The 18,476-nt window shown below is 71.6% G+C and carries 19 protein-coding genes; 6 read left to right on the forward strand and 13 right to left on the reverse strand.

Translation table 11 applies throughout. The annotated features are described in order from the left end of the window. Nucleotides 1-141: 141 nt before the first annotated feature. Nucleotides 142-1,479, reverse strand: a complete 1,338-nt coding sequence (locus AB0D67_RS15570; RefSeq protein ID WP_362934803.1) for an FAD-dependent monooxygenase — start codon at nt 1,477-1,479, stop codon at nt 142-144. A 46-nt stretch (nt 1,480-1,525) separates the two neighbouring features. Continuing rightward, entirely contained in the window at nt 1,526-2,071 is a 546-nt protein-coding gene (locus AB0D67_RS15575; RefSeq protein ID WP_362934806.1) for a PadR family transcriptional regulator, read from the reverse strand. Nucleotides 2,072-2,401: 330 nt separating this feature from the next. On the opposite strand from AB0D67_RS15575, the gene AB0D67_RS15580 reads away from it, so the two are divergent. Further along, on the forward strand, nt 2,402-3,262 hold the full coding sequence (locus AB0D67_RS15580; RefSeq protein WP_362934809.1) for an aminoglycoside phosphotransferase family protein: 861 nt from the start codon (nt 2,402-2,404) through the stop codon (nt 3,260-3,262). A gap of 50 nt (nt 3,263-3,312) precedes the next feature. On the opposite strand, the gene AB0D67_RS15585 is transcribed toward AB0D67_RS15580, so the two are convergent. Continuing rightward, nucleotides 3,313-3,777 (reverse strand): Lrp/AsnC family transcriptional regulator, encoded by a 465-nt coding sequence (locus AB0D67_RS15585; RefSeq protein ID WP_362934812.1) that lies wholly within the window; start codon nt 3,775-3,777, stop codon nt 3,313-3,315. A 119-nt stretch (nt 3,778-3,896) separates the two neighbouring features. Between AB0D67_RS15585 and AB0D67_RS15590 the strand changes: the two genes are divergently transcribed. Beyond that, complete coding sequence (locus AB0D67_RS15590; protein WP_362934815.1) at nt 3,897-4,784, forward strand: phenylalanine 4-monooxygenase; 888 nt, start codon at nt 3,897-3,899, stop codon at nt 4,782-4,784. A gap of 172 nt (nt 4,785-4,956) precedes the next feature. Here AB0D67_RS15590 and AB0D67_RS15595 read toward each other — a convergent pair whose 3' ends face one another. The 6 genes from AB0D67_RS15595 to hisN form a co-directional block, all read right to left on the reverse strand. Further along, entirely contained in the window at nt 4,957-5,700 is a 744-nt protein-coding gene (locus tag AB0D67_RS15595) for a response regulator transcription factor (protein ID WP_362934818.1), read from the reverse strand. Nucleotides 5,701-5,767: 67 nt separating this feature from the next. Continuing rightward, nucleotides 5,768-6,544: a phosphate ABC transporter ATP-binding protein PstB gene (gene pstB, locus AB0D67_RS15600; protein WP_362934821.1), complete on the reverse strand. Its 777-nt coding sequence runs from the start codon at nt 6,542-6,544 to the stop codon at nt 5,768-5,770. Nucleotides 6,545-6,557: 13 nt separating this feature from the next. Next, nucleotides 6,558-7,439, reverse strand: coding sequence for a phosphate ABC transporter permease PstA (gene pstA / locus AB0D67_RS15605; protein WP_362934824.1), 882 nt, complete (start codon nt 7,437-7,439; stop codon nt 6,558-6,560). Further along, nucleotides 7,436-8,416, reverse strand: coding sequence for a phosphate ABC transporter permease subunit PstC (gene pstC / locus AB0D67_RS15610; protein ID WP_362934827.1), 981 nt, complete (start codon nt 8,414-8,416; stop codon nt 7,436-7,438). Before pstC ends, pstA begins: the two co-directional genes overlap by 4 nt. A gap of 4 nt (nt 8,417-8,420) precedes the next feature. Further along, entirely contained in the window at nt 8,421-9,530 is a 1,110-nt protein-coding gene (gene pstS / locus AB0D67_RS15615; RefSeq protein WP_362934830.1) for a phosphate ABC transporter substrate-binding protein PstS, read from the reverse strand. Nucleotides 9,531-9,715: 185 nt separating this feature from the next. After that, the gene (gene hisN, locus AB0D67_RS15620; protein ID WP_362935236.1) at nt 9,716-10,519 is read right to left on the reverse strand and encodes a histidinol-phosphatase; all 804 of its coding nucleotides are present in this window, start codon (nt 10,517-10,519) and stop codon (nt 9,716-9,718) included. 142 nt (nt 10,520-10,661) lie between these two features. On the opposite strand from hisN, the gene AB0D67_RS15625 reads away from it, so the two are divergent. Further along, a complete protein-coding gene (locus tag AB0D67_RS15625) occupies nt 10,662-11,105 on the forward strand; it encodes a DUF4442 domain-containing protein (protein ID WP_362934833.1) in 444 nt (147 codons plus the stop codon). A 114-nt stretch (nt 11,106-11,219) separates the two neighbouring features. Then, complete coding sequence (locus tag AB0D67_RS15630; protein WP_362934836.1) at nt 11,220-12,410, forward strand: helix-turn-helix domain-containing protein; 1,191 nt, start codon at nt 11,220-11,222, stop codon at nt 12,408-12,410. On the opposite strand, the gene AB0D67_RS15635 is transcribed toward AB0D67_RS15630, so the two are convergent. The 3 genes from AB0D67_RS15635 to aroA all read right to left on the reverse strand — a co-directional run bounded on the left by AB0D67_RS15635 (nt 12,397) and on the right by aroA (nt 16,168). After that, entirely contained in the window at nt 12,397-13,254 is an 858-nt protein-coding gene (locus tag AB0D67_RS15635) for an SGNH/GDSL hydrolase family protein (RefSeq protein WP_362934839.1), read from the reverse strand. The two genes, AB0D67_RS15630 and AB0D67_RS15635, sit on opposite strands and share 14 nt — an antisense overlap. 447 nt (nt 13,255-13,701) lie before the next feature. Next, entirely contained in the window at nt 13,702-14,838 is a 1,137-nt protein-coding gene (rsgA, locus tag AB0D67_RS15640) for a ribosome small subunit-dependent GTPase A (protein WP_362935239.1), read from the reverse strand. 46 nt (nt 14,839-14,884) lie between these two features. Beyond that, nucleotides 14,885-16,168, reverse strand: a complete 1,284-nt coding sequence (aroA, locus tag AB0D67_RS15645) for a 3-phosphoshikimate 1-carboxyvinyltransferase (protein ID WP_362934841.1) — start codon at nt 16,166-16,168, stop codon at nt 14,885-14,887. Nucleotides 16,169-16,227: 59 nt separating this feature from the next. Between aroA and AB0D67_RS15650 the strand changes: the two genes are divergently transcribed. After that, nucleotides 16,228-16,989: an SOS response-associated peptidase gene (locus AB0D67_RS15650; RefSeq protein ID WP_362934843.1), complete on the forward strand. Its 762-nt coding sequence runs from the start codon at nt 16,228-16,230 to the stop codon at nt 16,987-16,989. Between the two features lie 193 nt (nt 16,990-17,182). Continuing rightward, nucleotides 17,183-17,512, forward strand: a complete 330-nt coding sequence (locus AB0D67_RS15655; RefSeq protein ID WP_362934846.1) for a TraR/DksA C4-type zinc finger protein — start codon at nt 17,183-17,185, stop codon at nt 17,510-17,512. Nucleotides 17,513-17,624: 112 nt separating this feature from the next. Here the strand turns inward: AB0D67_RS15655 and AB0D67_RS15660 are convergent, their stop codons facing one another. Further along, the gene (locus AB0D67_RS15660) at nt 17,625-18,365 is read right to left on the reverse strand and encodes a methyltransferase domain-containing protein (RefSeq protein WP_362934849.1); all 741 of its coding nucleotides are present in this window, start codon (nt 18,363-18,365) and stop codon (nt 17,625-17,627) included. Between the last annotated feature and the right edge of the window lie 111 nt (nt 18,366-18,476).

Below are 18,476 nucleotides of genomic sequence, written 5' to 3' on the forward strand. Positions count from 1 at the left end.
TGTGCATGTTTTCGGGGGGTGGGGCTGGCCGGTCCGGGGGGGCCGGGCAAAAGAAAGGGGCCGCTCCCCCGGTGAATCCGGGGAAGCGGCCCTTTTCTGTTCCTGCTGAAACGGTCTGTGAGTCGAGGCGGACCGTGCCTCTCAGCGTCCCTGGAACACCGCGCGTCCGAGAGGCGGGACGGCTCCGCAGACCCGGAAGAAGCAGCGGCTCGCGGACCGTTTCATCGTATTGCGGGTGATGGCGGCCTCGGTGTTGCGTACCGACTCGCGGACTGTCCGGAACCCGTACCGCAGCATGTCCGCCTCGTAGGCGTGCAGGGCCTGAAGCAGGGGTCTCTCCCCTCGGTCCGCCGTGACCAGCGCGGTGCAGAGCCGTTGCGCGTCGCGCAGCGCCGTGTTGCCTCCCAGCCCGCCCACCGGCGGCATGTGATGGACGGCGTCCCCCAGCCCTGTGACGGGCCCGGTCTCCCAGGGATCGAGCGGCTCGGCGGCGCTGAACCGGGTGGGGAACAGGGTGTCCGGGGATGAGTCGCTGATCAGCCGGCGTAGATCGGGGTGCCAGCCCTCCGTCCGTTCGGTCAGGAGTTCCTGCACCTGGGAAGGTTTCATCGACGCCCCGGCCGGGTCGAAGCCCGCGGGGAGGGAGTCGCGATGCGCGATGAACGCCCACAGCACGTAGTCATCGTCATGCGACTCCGCCAGCAGGTGTTCCGGGTCCAGGCCGAGGGCCCGTACCCGTTCGCCGAGCCTTTCGATGATCGACGACGGATTCTCTCGCCTGTGAAAGACGGCGGTGAACAGGAAATCCCGCCGTGGCCAGAAGGCGTTCTTGCCGGCGAGCAGCCGTTCCGGCAACCAGCGCCGGTTCTCATCGGTGAGGAAGAGCTTGCCGCCCACGGCTGTCGCGGGCAGTTCGGCACGGCCGGCCGAGGGATGGAGCTGCGCCCATACCCGGGACTTCGTCCCGTCGGCCGCGACGAGCACGTCGGCGGTGGCGGCGGTGCCGTCGGCGAACTCCGCCGTGACGGTCCCGTCGGTGTTCCGGGTGAAGCAGGTGAACTCCTTGCCGAAGCGGACGACGTCGTCCAGGCCGGCGAGGAGCAGTTTGCGCAGTGTGACGCGGCTGACCGCGTGTTCACCGGTCGCGGGGTCCAGCGGGTCCCCCTCCGGGCGGTCCTCGCCGATCAGGACCAGCGGCCGCATCCGCTCGTCGAGGAAACCGATCCCGGACCCCGAGGCGCCCGCCGTGGCCACCAGTGTCTCCCACAGCACAGGTGGCAGGCAGGCGTGCAGGGCGGTGCTTCCGGTCGGCTCGATGTTCAGCCGGAAGCCCTGGAGCCGTGCGTCGGGTGAGAGGTCGCGCTCGTAGACGGTGACGTTCACGCCTGCCCGCTTCAGGCCCTGTGCGAGGCAGAGCCCGCCTATCCCGCCGCCGATCACGGCGACGTCCAAGCGTCCAGAGGACAGTCCAGAGGACATGGGGGTCCTCCCTTCCGTGAGGGCCCGCTCTCGGCGGGCCCGGGTTTCAGGTCTGCTCCGCCGCGTCGGCGAGTTCCGCCAGCAGACGGTCGTGCCATGCCACCTCTGTTTCGAGCCGCATGAGGGTCTGCTCGAAGGCGATGGCCTCCAGCCTGGTCAGGTGCCGATCGGCTTCGAGACGCAGGTTCCGCCAGAAGCCGAGTTGCGTCGCGTAGGAGTCGCGCCGCTGCCGGACGGCCGCTAGCAGCTCCCCGGGGTCGATCTGACCGCCGTGGAGCAGTACCAGCTGGATCGGGTCCGGTCGCAGGCCGGTGTCGGCGAGGACCGATCTGATCACCGAGAGCAGTTCCGTCCGGCCTCTGTCGGTGATCGCGTAGACGGTGCGGGCCGGGAGGTTGCCCTCCTGCTCCGTGCGGACCACCTCGACGACGCCTTCGTCGGCCATCCGGCGCAGCGCGCCGTAGAGCGAGCCGGGTTTGACGTCCGCCCAGAGCTCCACCCGGTCGATCTGCGCGGCGGTACGGATCCTGTGGCCGTGCATGGGGCCGCCGTCGGCCAGTGCGCCGAGGATGAAGAGGCGTGTAGCTCGCATATGAGTACTCAAATACAAGTAGGAGAGGAAGTCAATGACGAGTACTCAAAAATGAGTAGGGAAACCTTCGCGGGGCGCCTGGCGCGGCTCCGCTGTTCCCGGTGCCGGAGAGGCGGAGTCATGCCGTCTGCACGGGCGGTCAGCCGACGCTCGATCGGATCTTCTGACCCGACGACGTCCACCGTGATGTGGACCGAGGCGCTGAAGCGCCGTCGTCATCGGGCGGAACGCGGTTCCCCGGCCGGCGGACGGGCCGTTCTCGTACCGGTCGCCGAGCGCGCCACGGAAGCGCCCCCGTCTGTCAGGGCCGTGCCGCACTATCGTTGCCGCGTGAACACCCCCGCGGCCGAAGCCGACATCGACGCCGACCTCGTCGACCGCCTGATCCGTGCGCAGCACCCGGACCTGGCGGGCCCGCTCACCCTCATTGCCAACGGGTGGGACAACGTCATCTACCGTCTGGGGGCGGACCTGTCCGTACGGTTGCCGCGCCGCCAGGTCGCCGTCGACCTCATCGTCAACGAGCAACGCTGGCTGCCGGTCCTGGCCGGGTACGTCGAGACCGCGCTGCCCGTGCCCGTCAGGGTCGGCGTGCCCGGTGAGGGTTACCCGTGGCCGTGGACGATCGCGCCCTGGTTCGAAGGCCGTACGGTCGCCGAGGTGCCGCCGCCCGCCCGCTCCGGCATCGCCGTTCCGCTGGCCGGTTTCATGACGGACCTCCACCGGCCCGCACCATCCGACGCACCGCGTAACCCCGTCCGCGGCGTCCCGCTCGCCGACCGCGACGAAGCGGTACGGCGACGCCTGCGGTCCATTCCCCGATCAGCCGAGCTTCTCCCCCTCTGGGAGGAGCTGGCCGCCCTCCCGCCCTGGCAGGGCCCCGCGCTCTGGCTCCACGGCGACCCGCACCCGGGAAACCTCCTGGCCGACGGGGAGGAGCTGGCGGCCGTCCTGGACTTCGGCGACCTCACCAGCGGCGATCCCGCCACCGACCTCGCCGCCGCGTGGCTCGTGTTCGAGGAGGACGCTCGCGAGGTCTTCCGATCACGGGTGGACGCCGACGAGGTGACCTGGGAGCGCGCGCGGGGCTGGGCCCTCGTCATGGGCACCGCCCTGGCCGCTCACTCGGCCGACGCCCCCGGCATGGCGGCCATCGGCGACCATGTCCTCGACCAGGTGCTTCTCACCTGAGCCTGCCGAAGAGGGATCCGCCGGGGCTCGCCCGCGCGGCTCCCGCGGGGTCAACCCTGTGAGGCGTCCAGCAGCGGCTCGATCCGGTACGGCACCTGTACGGACAGCGCGATCGTGGTGTCCGAGCGCTGGATCGCCGGCGAGGTCAGGATGCGGGCGATGACCTCCTGGAGGTCCGGCGTGCTGCGGGCGACCACCCGGCAGAGCAGGTCGGCCTGGCCGCTGGTGCCGTACACCTCAAGGATCTCGGGGACCGCTTCGAGCGCCCGTACGGCTTCCGCCAGGCGGCCCTGGGCGATCTGCAGGGAGACGAAGGCGAGGATCGGATATCCGGCGCCCTCGGGGGTGACCGTGGGCCCGAAGTCGGTGATGACGCCCCGCGCGATGAGCTTGTCGAGGCGGGCCTGGACGGTGCCGCGGGCCACGCCGAGCAGACGGGCGAGCTCGGTGAGGCCGACGCGGGGGTGGGCGCGCATGGTCATCAGGAGGCGGCTGTCCAGCCTGTCGATCGGCACCGCATCAGACTAGGCGATATGACCAGTCGAAACCAGATATGAGCTCGCATTCATGCGCGAAACGCCCACTACAACTGCTCGCTCTTGCCAATGATTCGCGCAATTGCTGTCATTTCCTTATGTTCGAGGAAGCGCAGTACTTCGCACCGGTGGCGACCCGCGACGACGGCACGGTCGAGGTCGAGCTCGCCGCGAGCCACCCCGGTTTCTCCGACCCGGTCTACCGGGCCCGCCGTAACGCCATCGCCGGCCTCGCCGTGAACCACGTTCCCGGCGCGCCGATCCCCACGGCCGACTACACCGGGCAGGAACACGAGGTGTGGGCGCTGGTGAGCAGGGAGCTGGCGGTCAAGCATCATAAGTACGCGACCGCGGAGTATCTGGACGCGGTCGAGCGGCTGCGGCTGCCCACCGACCGCATTCCGCAGTTGCAGGAGGTCAGCGAGCTGCTGGAGCCGCTGACCGGATTCCGGTACCTCCCGGCCGCCGGGCTGGTGCCGCTCCGCGACTTCTACGGTGTGCTGGCGGACGGGTTCTTCCACTCGACGCAGTACATCCGGCACCACTCCACGCCGCTCTACACACCGGAGCCGGACGTGATCCACGAGGTGATCGGGCACGCCAACGCGCTGGCCTCCGACCGGTACGCGCGGCTCTACCGGCTGGCCGGCGGTGCGGCGCGGCGGGTCGAGAGCGAGGACGCCCTGGAGTTCGTCTCCAAGATCTTCTGGTTCACGATGGAGTTCGGCGTCATGACCGACCAGGGCGAGCTGCGGGCGTACGGCGCGGGCATCCTGTCCTCCTACGGGGAGATCGAGGAGTTCCGCGGCATGGACATCCGGCCGCTGGACCTGGCCGCCATGGGCACCACCAAGTACGACATCACGAAATATCAGGATGTGTTGTTCCGGGCCGACTCGCTGGAGCACCTGGAGGACGTGGTCGGCGGGTTCTGGGCGGACTGCGACGACGACTCCATCGCGAAACTGATCGCCGGCGCCCGCTGAGCGGTCACCCACGATCCGGCCGGATCGCCGACGGCCCCCCTCGCCGACGGCCCGGCCGTTCGCGTTCGTGCCCCCTGCCCGCCCCGGCCGGGCTGGAATCGGCTGAGGATCCTCCTTGCGACGCCCCGCCGGGCCGGTCACGAGCCGGGCCGGGACCGTCCGCCGTCCACGCTCACGGTGTTCCGACGGGCCGGTCCTGGGCCGTCCTGTCGACCAGCCGGTAGCCCACCCCGCGCACCGTCTGGATCAGCCGGTCGTCGGTGTCGCCGAGCCGGGCCCGCAGACGCTTGACGTGGACCGCGATCGTGTTGGTCGAGGTGTTCTCGGTGGAGTTCCAGACGTGGCGCATGATCTGCTCGCGGGTCACCGTACGGTGGGCGTTGCGCATCAGGTAGTGCAGCAGCTCGAACTCGCGCAGCGGCAGGTGGACGGCGCGGCCGTCCACCCTGACCAGGTAGGCGTTCACGTCGAGCTCCACCCGGCCGACGACGAGCGTCCGGCGGCCTCCCGGCTCGCCGGAGAACGCGCCCTGCACCAGGGGCAGGAGCTCCGGAACCCGGTACGGCCGGGCCACGCACGCCGTGGCTCCGGCGGCGAGCGCCTGCACGGCCTGCTCGGCGTGCCCCTCGCCCACGCCGAGCAGCACCGGGACGGTCCGGGCGAGCCGTACGGCGCGGACGAACTCCACCGCTCCGATGACCGGCAGTGAGGCGCTGACCAGCACGACGTCGGGTTGGAGGGCGCCGGCCTGCAACAGGGCCTGGGCGCCGTCGGTCACGCCCGTGACCTCGACGCCCTCGCGTTCGAGGGCGTCGGACAGCCCCTGGACCAGAGACGTCTCCGGATCGGCCACCAGCAGCAGCGGCGCCGTCCGGGGGTCCCCGTTCACCTCGGGTGCCGTCTGCGGCTGGGTCACCCGGTCCCTCCAATGCGGTCGGTTCACCCGGACGGCGTGGCCGGCTCGCCCGGACGGTGCGGTCTGCTCACCCGAAGCGGCCGGTGATGTAGTCCTCGGTCGCCTTCTGGGAGGGGTTGGTGAAGATCCGGGAGGTCTCGTCCATCTCGATGACGCGGCCCGGCTGCCCCTGCCCGGCGAGGTTGAAGAAGGCGGTGCGGTCGCTCACCCGGGCGGCCTGCTGCATGTTGTGCGTCACGATGATGATCGTGAACCTGCTCTTCAGCTCGGCCATCAGGTCCTCGATCGCCAGGGTGGAGATCGGGTCCAGGGCGGAGCAGGGCTCGTCCATCAGCAGGACCTCGGGCCGTACGGCGATGGCCCTGGCGATGCACAGGCGCTGCTGCTGGCCGCCGGACAGGCCGGCGCCGGGCTTGCCGAGGCGGTCCTTGACCTCGTTCCACAGGTTGGCGCCCTTGAGGGAGGTCTCGACGATGCCGTCGACCTCGGACCTGGAGTGCCTTCCGTTGAGCCGGAGGCCGGCCGCGACGTTCTCGTAGATGGACATCGTGGGGAACGGGTTGGGGCGCTGGAAGACCATGCCGATCATCCGGCGCACCGACACCGGCTCGATGCCGGAGCCGTAGAGGTCCTCGCCGTCGAGCAGGACCTTGCCCTCCACGCGCGCGCCGGGGATGACCTCGTGCATGCGGTTCAGCGTGCGCAGGAAGGTCGACTTCCCGCAGCCCGAGGGGCCGATGAACGCGGTGATGGTGTTGGGCTCGATGGTCATCGAGATGTCCTCGATGGCCTTGTGCTTGCCGTAGTAGGCGTCGAGGCCGGAGACCTGGATCTGCTGGCTCATTTACGGGTTCCTCCTATCGGCCCCTGGCCGGCGAACGCCACCAGGCGATGAGGCGCGCCACCAGGTTGAGCAGCATGACGATCACGATGAGCGTGAGCGCTCCGGTCCACGCGCGGTCGACGGCGATGTCCGTCGGACGCCTCGCCTGGTCGAAGACGTAGAGCGGCAGGCCCATCTGCGGCCCGTTGAACGGGTCGGAGTTGATGGAGTCGGTGAAGAAGACCGTCAGCATGAGGGGGGCCGTCTCCCCTGCCACGCGGGCGATGGCGAGCATGACGCCGGTCACGATGCCGGTGAGGGCGGTCGGGAGCACGACCTTGAGGATGGTCCGCCACTTGGGCACGCCCAGGGCGTAGGAGGCCTCGCGCAGGTCGTTCGGGACCAGCAGGAGCATCTCCTCGGTGGAGCGGACCACGGTCGGCATCATCAGGATCGACAGGGCGAGCGCGCCGGCGAAGCCGGAGAACGGCATGCCCAGGGCCAGGACCCAGAAGGCGAGGACGAACAGGCCGGCGACCACCGAGGGGATGCCGGTCATGACGTCCACGAAGAAGCTGATCATTCGGCTCAGCCGGCCGCCGCGGCCGTACTCCACGAGGTAGATCGCGGTGAGCAGGCCGACGGGGACGGAGATCAGCGAGGCGAGGAGGACCTGCTCCAGGGTGCCGAGGATGGCGTGGTAGGCGCCGCCCCCGATGTCCCGGGCTCCGATGCCGCGCATCGAGTGGGTCAGGAAGTCCAGGTCGAACCGGGCGAGGCCGTTCTTGATCACCAGCCAGAGGACGGAGATCAGCGGGATGACGGCGACGGCGAACGCCAGGTATACCAGGGACTGCGCCAGCCGGTCCTTGATGCGCCGGCCGGCCGAGACGTGCTGGACGGTGTGCGTGGTCACGCGGCGGCTCCGGAGAACTCCTTGCGGCGGGCGACGATGAGGCGGGCGCCCGTGTTCACCAGCAGGGTGATGACGAACAGCACCAGGCCCGAGGCGATCAGCGCGCCGCGGCCGATCTGGGTGGCCTCGCCGAACCTGTTGGCGATGTTGGCGGCGATGCTGTTGCCCTGAGGGGTGAGGATCCGGAAGCTGATGTCGAACGTCGCCTGGAAGATGAGCGCGACCGCGATCGTCTCGCCCATGGCGCGGCCGAGGCCGAGCATGGCCGCGCTGATGACGCCGGGCCGCCCGTACGGCAGGACCGCCATCCTGATCACTTCCCAGCGGGTCGCGCCGAGGGCCAGGGCCGCCTCCTCGTGGGCCCTGGGGACCTGGAGGAACACCTCGCGGGAGATCGCCGCGATGATCGGCAGGATCATGACGGCGAGCACGATCGACGCGGTCAGCATCGAGCGGCCCGCGACGATGTCGCCGCCGAACAGCGGGATGAAGCCCAGGTGGTCGTGGAGGAAGTTCGAGGGGGCCACCATGAAGGGGGCGAGGAACGTGATGCCCCACAGGCCGTAGACGACGCTGGGGACGGCGGCGAGCAGGTCGACGACGTATCCCAGGACGCCGGCCATGCGGCGGGGGGCGTAGTGGGAGATGAAGAGCGCCACGCCCACGGCGACCGGGACGGCCATGACCAGCGCGAGGAGCGCGCTGAACACGGTGCCGAAGGCCAGGGCGGCGATGCCGAAGCTGGGCCGGGTCGCGTTCGGCTCCCACGTCTGGGTGGTGAGGAAGCCGCCGGTGTTGGCCCGCAGGGCGGGGATCGCCTCGACGATGAGGAAGACGGCGATGGCCGCCATGATCGCCAGCAGGAGGATTCCGGCGCCCATGGCGGCGTAGCGGAAGGGGGCCTCGCCCCGGCTGCGCCGCGAGGCGGACCGGCCCAGGGCCGATCCGCCGTCGCGGGTGTGAGTCGTAGCCGTCATGACCCTAGGAGATCGCCTCGACGGCGGTCCGGACCTTGGTGAGCAGCGACGCCGGCAGCGGGGCGTAGCCCAGGCCGGTCAGGGCCTTCTGGCCCTCGTCGCTGGCGGTGTAGGTCAGGAAGGCCTTGACCAGCTTGGCGTCCTCGGCGGGCAGGCCCTTCTCGCAGGTGATCTCGTAGGTCACCAGGACGATCGGGTAGGCGCCGGCGGCCTTGGTGGCGTAGTCGATGTCGAGCTTCAGGTCGTTGCCCTGACCGGCGACCTCGGCGGCCTCGACCGTCTTGGCGGCGCTCTCGGGGGTCAGTTCGACGAACTCGCCGGAGCCGTTGGCGACCTTGGCCTTGGTCAGGCTGGAGTTCTCCGCGTAGGAGAGCTCCACGTAGCTGATCGCGCCCTCGGCGCCCTTGACGGCCTGCGCGATGCCGTCGGAGCCGTTGGCGCCCTGGCCCTTGGCCTCGGCCGGCCACGCCTTGGCGGGCTCGTACGGCCAGCCGGCCGTCTTGGAGAGGAACTTGGTGAAGTTGTCGCTGGTGCCCGACTCGTCCGCGCGGTGGAACGCCTGGATCGGGGTCGAGGGGAGCTTGGCGTCCGGGTTGTCAGCCTTGATCGCCGCGTCGTCCCACTTGGTGATCTTGCTGTTGAAGATGCCCGCCAGGGTCTTGGGGGAGAGCTGCAGGCCCTCGACGCCCGGAAGGTTGTAGACGACGGCCACCGGGCCGGTCACCATCGGCAGGTTGATCGCCTTGCCGGTCTTGCAGCGGGCGTCGGCCTGGGCGGGCTCGTTCTTGTCGTCCTTGAGGGCGGAGTCGGAGCCCGCGAAGGCGACCGTGCCCTGGATGAACGCCTGCACGCCGGCGCCGGAGCCGCTCGGCTGGTAGTTGACGCTGACGCCGGAGTTGGTCTGCTGGAAGTTCTTCTTCCACTCGTCGATGGCGTTGGCCTGCGCCGACGAGCCCGCGGCGTTGATCGTGCCGCTGAGACCGGCGTCCGACCCGGCGGAGGGAGCCGCGGCACTGGAGGTGCCGCCGTCGGCGCTGTTGTTATCGGTGCCGCACGCAGCGAGCGAGAGCGCGCCGACGAGGGTGACCGCGGCGAGCCGGCCTGCATACTTCACGGTTGGGTTCCTCCCACTAAGTCCTTCAACACTCAAGGACGGTAGGGAGGCAAGATGACTCGAAGCCCGTACGAAGGTGAACGGAGAATGAACCTCTACGGTCACCGTCGGAGGGAAGACGTGGCCTGGTTCACAAAAACGGATATGACCTGATTCGTCAGGTCATATCCGGCGGCACGGTCTCCTCAGACGGGCAGGGTGAGCGGTCCTCCGCCGAGACGCTTGAGGACGTCCCCGTGCAGCGGGCCGTTGCTGCACACCAGGCTGCCGCCGTCCAGGCCGGGGACTCCCGACAGGTCGGTCCAGGTGCCGCCGGCCTCCTCGACGATCACGGTCAGCGCCGCGATGTCCCAGGGGGACAGCTCCGGTTCGGCGGACACGTCGACCGACCCCTCGGCGACCATCATGTGCGACCAGAAGTCGCCGTAGGCGCGGCTGCGCCAGACGGAGCGGTTGAGGTCGAGGAACTCCTGGAGCCGGCCGGCCTCCTCCCACCCGCCGAGGCTGGAGTAGGAGAACGAGGCGTCCTCCAGCCGGGAGACGGAGGAGACGCGGCAGCGGGTGGCCCTGCTGAGACTCCGGCCGGTCCACGCGCCGCTGTCCCGGGCCGCCCACCAGCGGCGGCCGAGCGCGGGGGCGGACACCAGGCCCACGACGACCCTGCCCTCGTCCATGAGGGCGATGAGCGTGGCCCACACGGGGACGCCCCGCACGTAGTTCTTCGTGCCGTCGATCGGGTCGATCACCCACGACCGCACGCCGTACCCCGTCTTGCCGAACTCCTCGCCGATCACCGCGTCGCGCGGCCGGGCGCGGCGCAGCGTGCTCCGGATGGACTCCTCGACCGCCTGGTCGGCGTCGCTGACCGGGGTGAGGTCCGGCTTGGTCTCCACCCGCAGGTCCACGGCCTTGAACCGGCGGAGGGTCAGGTCGTCGGCGGCGTCGGCCATGACGTGCGCGAGGCGTAGATCGTCGTTGTAACCCGTCACGGAGAGCAACGCTATCGCGTCGGCGGCCCGGTACAGGAGACCGGGGAACAAGGCGGGGAATTGTGTCGCGGGTCGTCAGTCGGCCGGATACCGCGTAAATCCCCCGTCGAGTTCAGGGTTACCAGCCAGTAGCATTCCGGGCATGACCTTTGACGTGGGCACCTTCATGCTGGAGAGCGTGCCGTTCGCGCGGACGCTGGGCATCTCCTTCGACACGGTGGAGCCGGGCAGGGCGGTCGCCCGCATGCCCGACCGCGCCGACCTGCACAACCACGTGGGCGGCCCGCACGCCGGAGCCCTGTTCACGCTCGCCGAGTCCGCCTCCGGCGCCGCGATGCTCTCGGCGTTCGGCGACCAGCTGCCGCGGGCCACCCCGCTGGCCGCGGGCGCGACGATCCGCTATGTGAAGCTCGCGATGGGCGAGGTCGTCGCCGAGGCCCGTCTCCGCGCCTCCCGCGAGGAGGTCCTGGCCGAACTGGACGCGGGGCGGCGCCCGGAGTTCGAGGTCGGCGTCGGGATCGCCACAGCCGACGGCACCCCGGTGTCGGAGATGACCGTCACCTGGACCCTGCGCCCCAACCGCTGACGCGCCGCCCGGCACGGGAGACGGCGCCCCGGGGCGCCCCGCCGACGTGGGCCGTTCGGTGCGAAATGCTCCGAAAAGGTGGATATCACAACCCGGTGTGAGACAGTGACAGGTGTGCTCGTCCTGGCCGGATGTCCCGTGCACGAGCTGCTGGAACGTCAGGCGGCCGGCCTGGCCAGGCAGCTCGTGCGCGCCTTCGTCGAAGAGATCCCCATCTACCGGCGGCTGCCCAGGGAGGAGCTCGACGGCGACATCACCTGGATCACCGAGCACAACCTCCGGATGATCTGCGGGATGTTCCGCCACGGGCGCCCGCCCCTCCCCGCCGAACTGGCCCCGGTACGCGCCTCGGCCGCGCGCCGGGCCCAGGAACGGGTGCCGCTCGAAGCCCTGCTGGCCGCCTACCACCTGGGTGCCCGCCGGGTCTGGGACCACCTGATCGCCCTCGCCACACCGGCCGACTTCGCCGCGGTGCTCGACATGAACCGCCTCGTCTTCGCCTACACCGAGGCGGTGACCTCCGCCGTGTCCGCCGCCTACCTCGGGGAGCGCGAGGGCATGCTCAGCCAGGAGCAGCACGCCATGCACGCCGCCGTCTCCGCGCTGCTCGGCGGGGACCCCGCGGCCCTGGCGGCCGTACGGCCGGCGCCCGCCTACCTCGTCATGGCGATCTTCGTGGCCGAGCACCCCGACGAGAAACAGGACGAGCCCGGCGGGGCCATAGCCGCGCGGCGCAAACTGGCCAGGATCAGGGCCGCCGTGCAGCGGCACGCCACCGAGCAGGTCCTCTTCGTGCTCGACGCGACGGGCGGGCTCGTGCTGCTCCCGGTCGCCTCCGGCGAGGCGCCGGAGGCGACCGGGGTCGTCGAGGAGATGTCCCGGGCGGCCGGGGCGCCGGTCTGGGCGGCGGCCGAACGGGCCGTCCCCGCCGAGGTCCCGGCCGCCGCGAAGACGGCCGAGGAGGTCCTGGAGGTGGCGCGGGCCTTCGGGCACCCGCCGGGCGCCTACCGGCTGACCGACGTGCTGCTGGAGTACCAGCTCACCCGGCCGAGCCCGGCCACCGCCGAGCTGGCGGGCCTGCTCGACCCGCTGCTGGACAACCCCGACCTGCTCCGGACGCTCAAGGTCTACCTGGAGAACGGGCTCGACCGCCGCCGCGCGGCCGAGCTGCTGCATGTGCACCCCAATACGGTCGACTACCGGCTGCGGCGGGCCGTGAGCCTGACCGGGCTCGACCCGGCCCATCCGGCGCAGCTCCAGCGGATCGGAGCCGCGCTGGCGGCCAGGCGGCTCACGCCCCGCTGACCGCGGGGATCACCACGTCCGCGAAGCCGCGCATGCCGCGCGCGTTGGGGTGGAAGGGCGCCGCCGGCGAGGCGGGGACGTAGGGCTCTATCCACCGGGTGCCAGACGAGGCGCACGGGTCGTGGCCCATGCTCGGCGTCTCCAGGTCGATGAAGCCGACGCCCGCCGCCGCGGCCTGCTCGGCCAGCATCCGGTTGAAGTACTGCAGGGTGGCGCGGATGTAGTTGGCGTCGGCCTTGATGATCGGGACCCGCGGATAGCAGCCGTTCGGCGGGGCGTAGGTCCCGTACCCGACGAAGAAGATCCTGGCGCGTGGCGCGCGGGCCCGGATGTCCGCGGCCAGGGCGGTCAGCCTCGGACGCAGCGCGTCGGTCTTGACCCGCCAGGCGTCCTGCCCGTTCACCACGTAGTCGTCGTTGCAGGCGTCGCCGACGGGCGGCGGCAGCAGGTTGAGACAGTCCTCGATGAACCCGGTCAGGCCCACGTCGTTGGCGCCGATCTGCACGGTGACCAGGGTGGTGTCCGCGCTGACCGCGTCGAGCTGCCGCGGCACCGAGCCGAGGTCGGTGCGCTGCGGGTCGTACATGTCCTTGGTGTCGGCGCCCGAGCAGGTGACGTCGCGGAACACCGACGCCCCGATGGCCTGCGCGGTGAGGTGGGGATAGTTGCGGTTGGAGCGCCAGCATCCGAGGTCGGGCAGCACCTGGTCGGGCACCAGCGGCCCGGCGGCGGCCGAGTCACCCAGGGCCACGTAGACCTCGCCGGCCGCGGCGCGGGCGGGCGAGACGAGGGCGACCGTCGTGGCGGCCACCATGATGAGCGCGGTGATCACTGATCGGATCACGCTGGACTCCCTTCGGGGGGGTGTCGGCTGTCGCCGAGCTGGGAGGAGGGGATGCGATGTCCCGGGAGAGGAGAGAGGGAGAGAAAGGGGGGCCGGGCTCTCACCCGCGGGCGTGGACGAGGCGCGCACGGCGTTCCGCCGCATGGTTCCGCGCGGGGCGAGCCGCCGCGGGGTTCCGGCGGGGGCGAGGGCGGAGAGGGACGGCGGAGAAGGACGCGATGAAGGTGCGGCGGCGCATGAGGGGGACTCCAGTGATCGCCTACGTCTCTCTCAAACCATGAGCTGACGGCGGTCTTCTGGGAAGTGTGGGGAGTGGTAAATCTCGGCGGTCAAACCTGTGACGGATCACAAACCCGCGGGGAGACGCCCCCGGCCGCGGTGCGGAGGACACGGAGGATCACCGGAGCCGCCGCGGCCTCGGGGGCCGACGGAGATGCTCGGGGACGCTCAGCGGCGGCGGTCGTCCGGGCCGCCCGGCTGCTCGTCGTCGGCCGTGCCCTCGCGGCCGGCGAGCAGGTCGTCGGGGGCGCCCTCGCGGCTGGCGAGCAGGCGGCGCAGGGACAGCAGCCGGACCGGGTCGGCGTGCCCGGCGGCCACCCAGGCGTCCAGCGCGCAGTCGTCGTCGAGGTGGGTGCAGCCCTTGGGACAGTGGACCGTGCCCTCGACGAGGTCGGGGAAGCCGGCGAGGACGGTCTCCACCGACACGTGGGCCAGGCCGAAGCTCCGCACGCCCGGGGTGTCGATGATCCAGCCGCCGTCGGGCAGCTCCAGCGCCACGGCCGAGGTCGAGGTGTGCCGGCCCCGGCCGGTCACCGCGTTGACGTGGGAGACGGCCCGGTTGGCGTCCGGCACCAGGGCGTTCACCAGGGTGGACTTGCCCACCCCCGAGTGGCCGACCAGGACGCTGACCCGGTCGCGCAGGTGCTCGCGGATCTCCTCCAGCGAGGCGCCCCTGCGCAGCACCACGTACGGGACGCCCAGCGGGGCGTAGAGGGAGACCAGCTCGTCGGGCGGGGCCAGATCGGACTTGGTGAGGCAGAGCAGCGGCTCGATGTCGGCGTCGAACGCGGCCACCAGCATCCGGTCGATCATGCGGGGGCGCGGCGGCGGGTCGGCCAGGGCCGTCACGATCACGAGCTGGTCGGCGTTGGCCACCACCGGGCGCTCGACGCCGGCGCCGTCACCGTCGTCGGTGTCGTCGGCCGAGCGGCGCAGGATCGAGCTGCGGGGCTCGACGCGGACGACCCGGGCCAGGGTGTCGGGGGCGCCGGAGACGTCGCCGACCAGGGCCACCCGGTCGCCCACCACGATCCCCTTGCGGCCCAGCTCGCGGGCCTTCATGGCGACCACGGTCAGGCCGGTCGCCGCGGCGTCCCCGCCGCCCTTCCCGCTCTTACCGCCTCTGCCGCGGCGGCGGCCCCTGCCGTCGCCGGTCTCGACCAGGCAGGTGTAGCGGCCGCGGTCGACCGCCACCACCATCCCCTCGACCGCGTCCTCGTGGGCCGGGCGGATACGGGTGCGGGGCCGGGAGCCCTTCCCCGGCCTGATCCTGACGTCGTCCTCGTCGTACTGCCGCTTCTTCAGCTTTCCCGCCTCGTTCTGCCCTCGGCCGATCCGGTCTTCCCGCCCGTCACGGGGCGTCACCGCCGCCCAGCATCGATTCCCACATGGAGACGAACTCCGGGAGGGTCTTACCCGTGGTGGCGATGTCCTCCACCTCCACACCCGGCACGACCAGGCCGATCACCGCTCCGGCGGTGGCCATCCGGTGGTCGGCGTAGGAGTGGAACACCCCGCCGGTCAGCGGGCGCGGCCGGATCACCAGGCCGTCGTCGGTCTCGGCCGCGTCGCCGCCGAGCCGGTTGATCTCGGTGACCAGCGCGGCCAGCCGGTCGGTCTCGTGCCCGCGGATGTGCGCGACGCCGCTGATCCGGCTGGGGGAGTCGGCCAGGGCCGCCAGCGCGGCGATCGTCGGGGTCAGCTCGGCCACGTCGCGCAGGTCGGCCTCGACGCCGGTGACGCGGCCGGTGCCGGTCACGGTCAGGCCGGCGGGCGTGCGCTCGACCGAGGCGCCCATGTCGGCGAGCAGCCCGCGGAGCTGGTCGCCCGGCTGGGTGGTCTCCCCGGGCCAGCCCGGGACGGTGACCGACCCGCCGGTGACCATCGCGGCGGCCAGGAACGGCGCGGCGTTGGACAGGTCGGGCTCGACGGTGAACTCCCGGGCGCGGATCGGGCCGGGCTCGACGCGCCAGACGTCCGGCTCGGAGTCGTCGACCACGACGCCGAACTCGCGCAGCATCCGGACGGTCATCCGGATGTGCGGCTGCGACGGGATGGGCGGGCCGGCGTGCCGTACGGTCACGCCCTTGTCGAACCGGGCCGCGGCCAGCAGCAGGCCCGACAGGAACTGGGAGGAGCCGGAGGCGTCGAGCGTGACCTCCCCGCCGGTCAGCGGCCCCCGGACGGTGAACGGCAGCGCGTCGCCCCGCACGTCGGCGCCGAGGGCGCGCAGCGCGTCCAGGATCACGCCCATCGGGCGCCTGCGCGCGTGCGGGTCGCCGTCGAAGAAGACCTCCCCGTCGGCCAGCGCGGCGATCGGCGGCACGAACCGCATGACCGTGCCGGCGAGCCCCACGTCGATCCGTGCCCCGCCGGTGACGGGCCCGGGGACGACCTCCCAGTCGACGCTCGACGCGGTCTCGCCCGAAGGGGTGAGCGTGGCGCCGAGGGCGCGCAGCGCGGCGGCCATCAGGTCGGCGTCGCGGCTGCGCAGCGCCAGCCGTACGGTGCCGGGGCCGTCGGCCAGCGCGGCGAGGGGCAGGGCGCGGTTGGTCACCGACTTGGAACCGGGCAGCGGGACGGTCGCGCGGACGGGGTCGGCGGCGGTCGGCGCGGGCCACAGCGGAGCGGACATGGTGCAAAGCCTACCGGGGTGTCGCCACCCCGTACCGGAACGCGTGGCAAGGTGATGGTATGTGCGGGAGATACGCGTCTGCGCGGGCCAAGCAGCAGCTTCTTGAGGAGTTCCAGGTCGAGGTCGACGGGGCTGCCGACGAGGAGCTCCGGCCCGACTACAACATAGCGCCCACCAAACCGGTCTACACGGTGCTGAGCCGGGCGCCCAAGGACGAACCCGAGGGACATCCGGTCCGGCAGCTCCGGGTGATGCGGTGGGGCCTGGTGCCCTCCTGGGCCAAGGACCCGTCCATCGGCGCGCGCATGATCAACGCGCGGGTGGAGACGGTCGCCGAGAAGCCGTCGTTCCGCAAGGCTTTCGCCGAGCGGCGGTGCCTGCTCCCGGCGGACGGCTACTACGAGTGGGGCGTGGTCGAGGGCGCCGGGACCGCGAAGAAGCCGAAGAAACAGCCCTACTTCATCCATCCGGCCGACGGCGGGGTCATGGCGATGGCGGGCCTGTACGAGTTCTGGCGGGACCGCGGCCGCCCCGAGGACGACCCGCTCGCGTGGCTGGTGACCTGCGCGGTCATCACCACCACCGCCGAGGACGAGCTGGGAGCCATCCACGACCGGATGCCGATGCTGATCGAGCGTGACCGCTGGTCCGACTGGCTCGATCCCGGGACGGCCGACGCGCGGGAGTTCCTCGTGCCGGCCGGATCGGCCGGTCTCGCGGCGTACCCGGTCTCCACCGCGGTCAACTCGGTGCGCAACAACGGCCCCGAGCTGATCGAGCCCCTCGGCGAGGGGGAGGGTGACTCTAAAGTGCTCTTCTGAGAACCCTCCGTAGCGGACACGTGTAAAAACCACGTCAAGTGGGCATCCGCTGAGGAAAGCGAGTTTCGCCGCGGGGTTCCCGGGCCTTCCGGGCTCCGGGTTCCGCCGCGGCGGCTCGTCCCCCTTTCGTGCCTGCCGGGAGAAGTCGGGGTCCCCCTTCACAGGCCGCCTGCCTTTGCGGAGGTGCGGAGCCGTGGACGCCGCGACCGCGCGTATGCGCCTGGAGAGCGTGCTCGCCGAACTCGACCGGTCCATCGCGGTGCTGCGCGGGGACCCCTCGGTCAGGGACCGTTCCGGACCCGACGGCGGGTCGGTCCTGACCGAGACCGATCGCGACCGCGCCCTGCTGGAGGCCGCCGTCCAGCACCGCCGCGCGGTCGTGGAGGCCATGGCCCGGCTGGACGGCGGGCGCTACGGCCTGTGCGTGGACTGCGCCGCGACCGTCCCCGAGGGGCGGCTCCAGGCGCGGCCCGAGGCCGAACGCTGCGTGCCGTGCCAGTCCAGGCGCGAGCGCAGGCGCTGACCCGGGCCAGGACCGAGCGGGGCGCGGGCCGTACGGGGCCCCGGCGGAGCGCGGCCGTACGGCGGGCGGCCCGGGGGCCCGTGCGGCGGGCGGCTCAGGGACGGCGGGCGGCTCAGGGACGGCGGGCGCTGGCGACCAGGTGGATGCCCACGGTGTCGTCGTCGTCCGGGTGGGCGTCCAGCTCGGTGTTGACCAGCCAGGTCAGGGCGCGCGGGTCGGAGGCGAGCACGTGGTCCACCGTCGAGGGGGACAGCACCGTGCGCGGCCGTATCCACTCCACCTCGAGGCCCGCGCCGGTCAGCAGCTCGCGGAGCTGGGCGCTGCTGAAGCAGCGGGTGATGCTGCCGTCGGGCCAGGGCACGAGCATGACCTCGCCGGTCTGGCGCAGGTGGGCCCAGAAGTTCTGCTCGGCGAGGATCGCCATGCCCAGCACGAGGGAGTCGACGCTGACCAGCGCCCGCCCGCCCGGCCGCAGCACCCGTGCGACGTCGGCGATCGCCGACTCGGCCATAAGCTCTATCGACAGCGCGCGCTCCTCGGCGAGCACGGCGTCCACGCTGCCGTCGGGCAGGAAGCGCAGGTCGTCGGAGCGGACCTGGCCGACCCGGGAGGCGTCGTGCAGCGGCGCCGGGCCCTCCCCGGTGCGGCGGAAGTCGACCACCTCCAGCACCCGGTGCCCCGCCTTGGCCGCCTGCGCGGACCAGCGGCCCCGGCCGCCGGACAGGTCGAGGACCGTCGACGGGCCCTCCGGCAGCCAGCGGGACAGCTGTTCGGAGGCGACCGCGCGGTAGAAGGTCCAGTACGGGCCGAGGGTTCCTGTGCCGTTCAGCTCTTCGGCCGGGATGGGCAGCACGAGCGGCTCCTGGCGTCGGGGTTTCCGGTGGTCTGGCTACCTGCCGGTACGTATTTTTTTCCCCGTACCGGGTTGATCGTCACCTTCCATCTTGTGGGAACAAGTGACCGG

Origin of the sequence: Streptosporangium sp. NPDC048047 (assembly GCF_040653115.1) — a bacterium.
GTDB lineage: Bacteria > Actinomycetota > Actinomycetes > Streptosporangiales > Streptosporangiaceae > Streptosporangium.

Bases quoted from the DNA above. Each gene is read 5' to 3' on its own strand.
- AB0D67_RS15625 (WP_362934833.1), top strand. From the start codon at position 10,662: ATGACCTTTGACGTGGGCACCTTCATGCTGGAGAGCGTGCCGTTCGCG.
- AB0D67_RS15575 (WP_362934806.1), bottom strand. From the start codon at position 2,071: ATGCGAGCTACACGCCTCTTCATCCTCGGCGCACTGGCCGACGGCGGC.
- AB0D67_RS15570 (WP_362934803.1), bottom strand. From the start codon at position 1,479: ATGTCCTCTGGACTGTCCTCTGGACGCTTGGACGTCGCCGTGATCGGC.
- AB0D67_RS15650 (WP_362934843.1), top strand. From the start codon at position 16,228: ATGTGCGGGAGATACGCGTCTGCGCGGGCCAAGCAGCAGCTTCTTGAG.
- aroA (WP_362934841.1), bottom strand. From the start codon at position 16,168: ATGTCCGCTCCGCTGTGGCCCGCGCCGACCGCCGCCGACCCCGTCCGC.
- pstB (WP_362934821.1), bottom strand. From the start codon at position 6,544: ATGAGCCAGCAGATCCAGGTCTCCGGCCTCGACGCCTACTACGGCAAG.
- pstC (WP_362934827.1), bottom strand. From the start codon at position 8,416: ATGACGGCTACGACTCACACCCGCGACGGCGGATCGGCCCTGGGCCGG.
- AB0D67_RS15590 (WP_362934815.1), top strand. From the start codon at position 3,897: ATGTTCGAGGAAGCGCAGTACTTCGCACCGGTGGCGACCCGCGACGAC.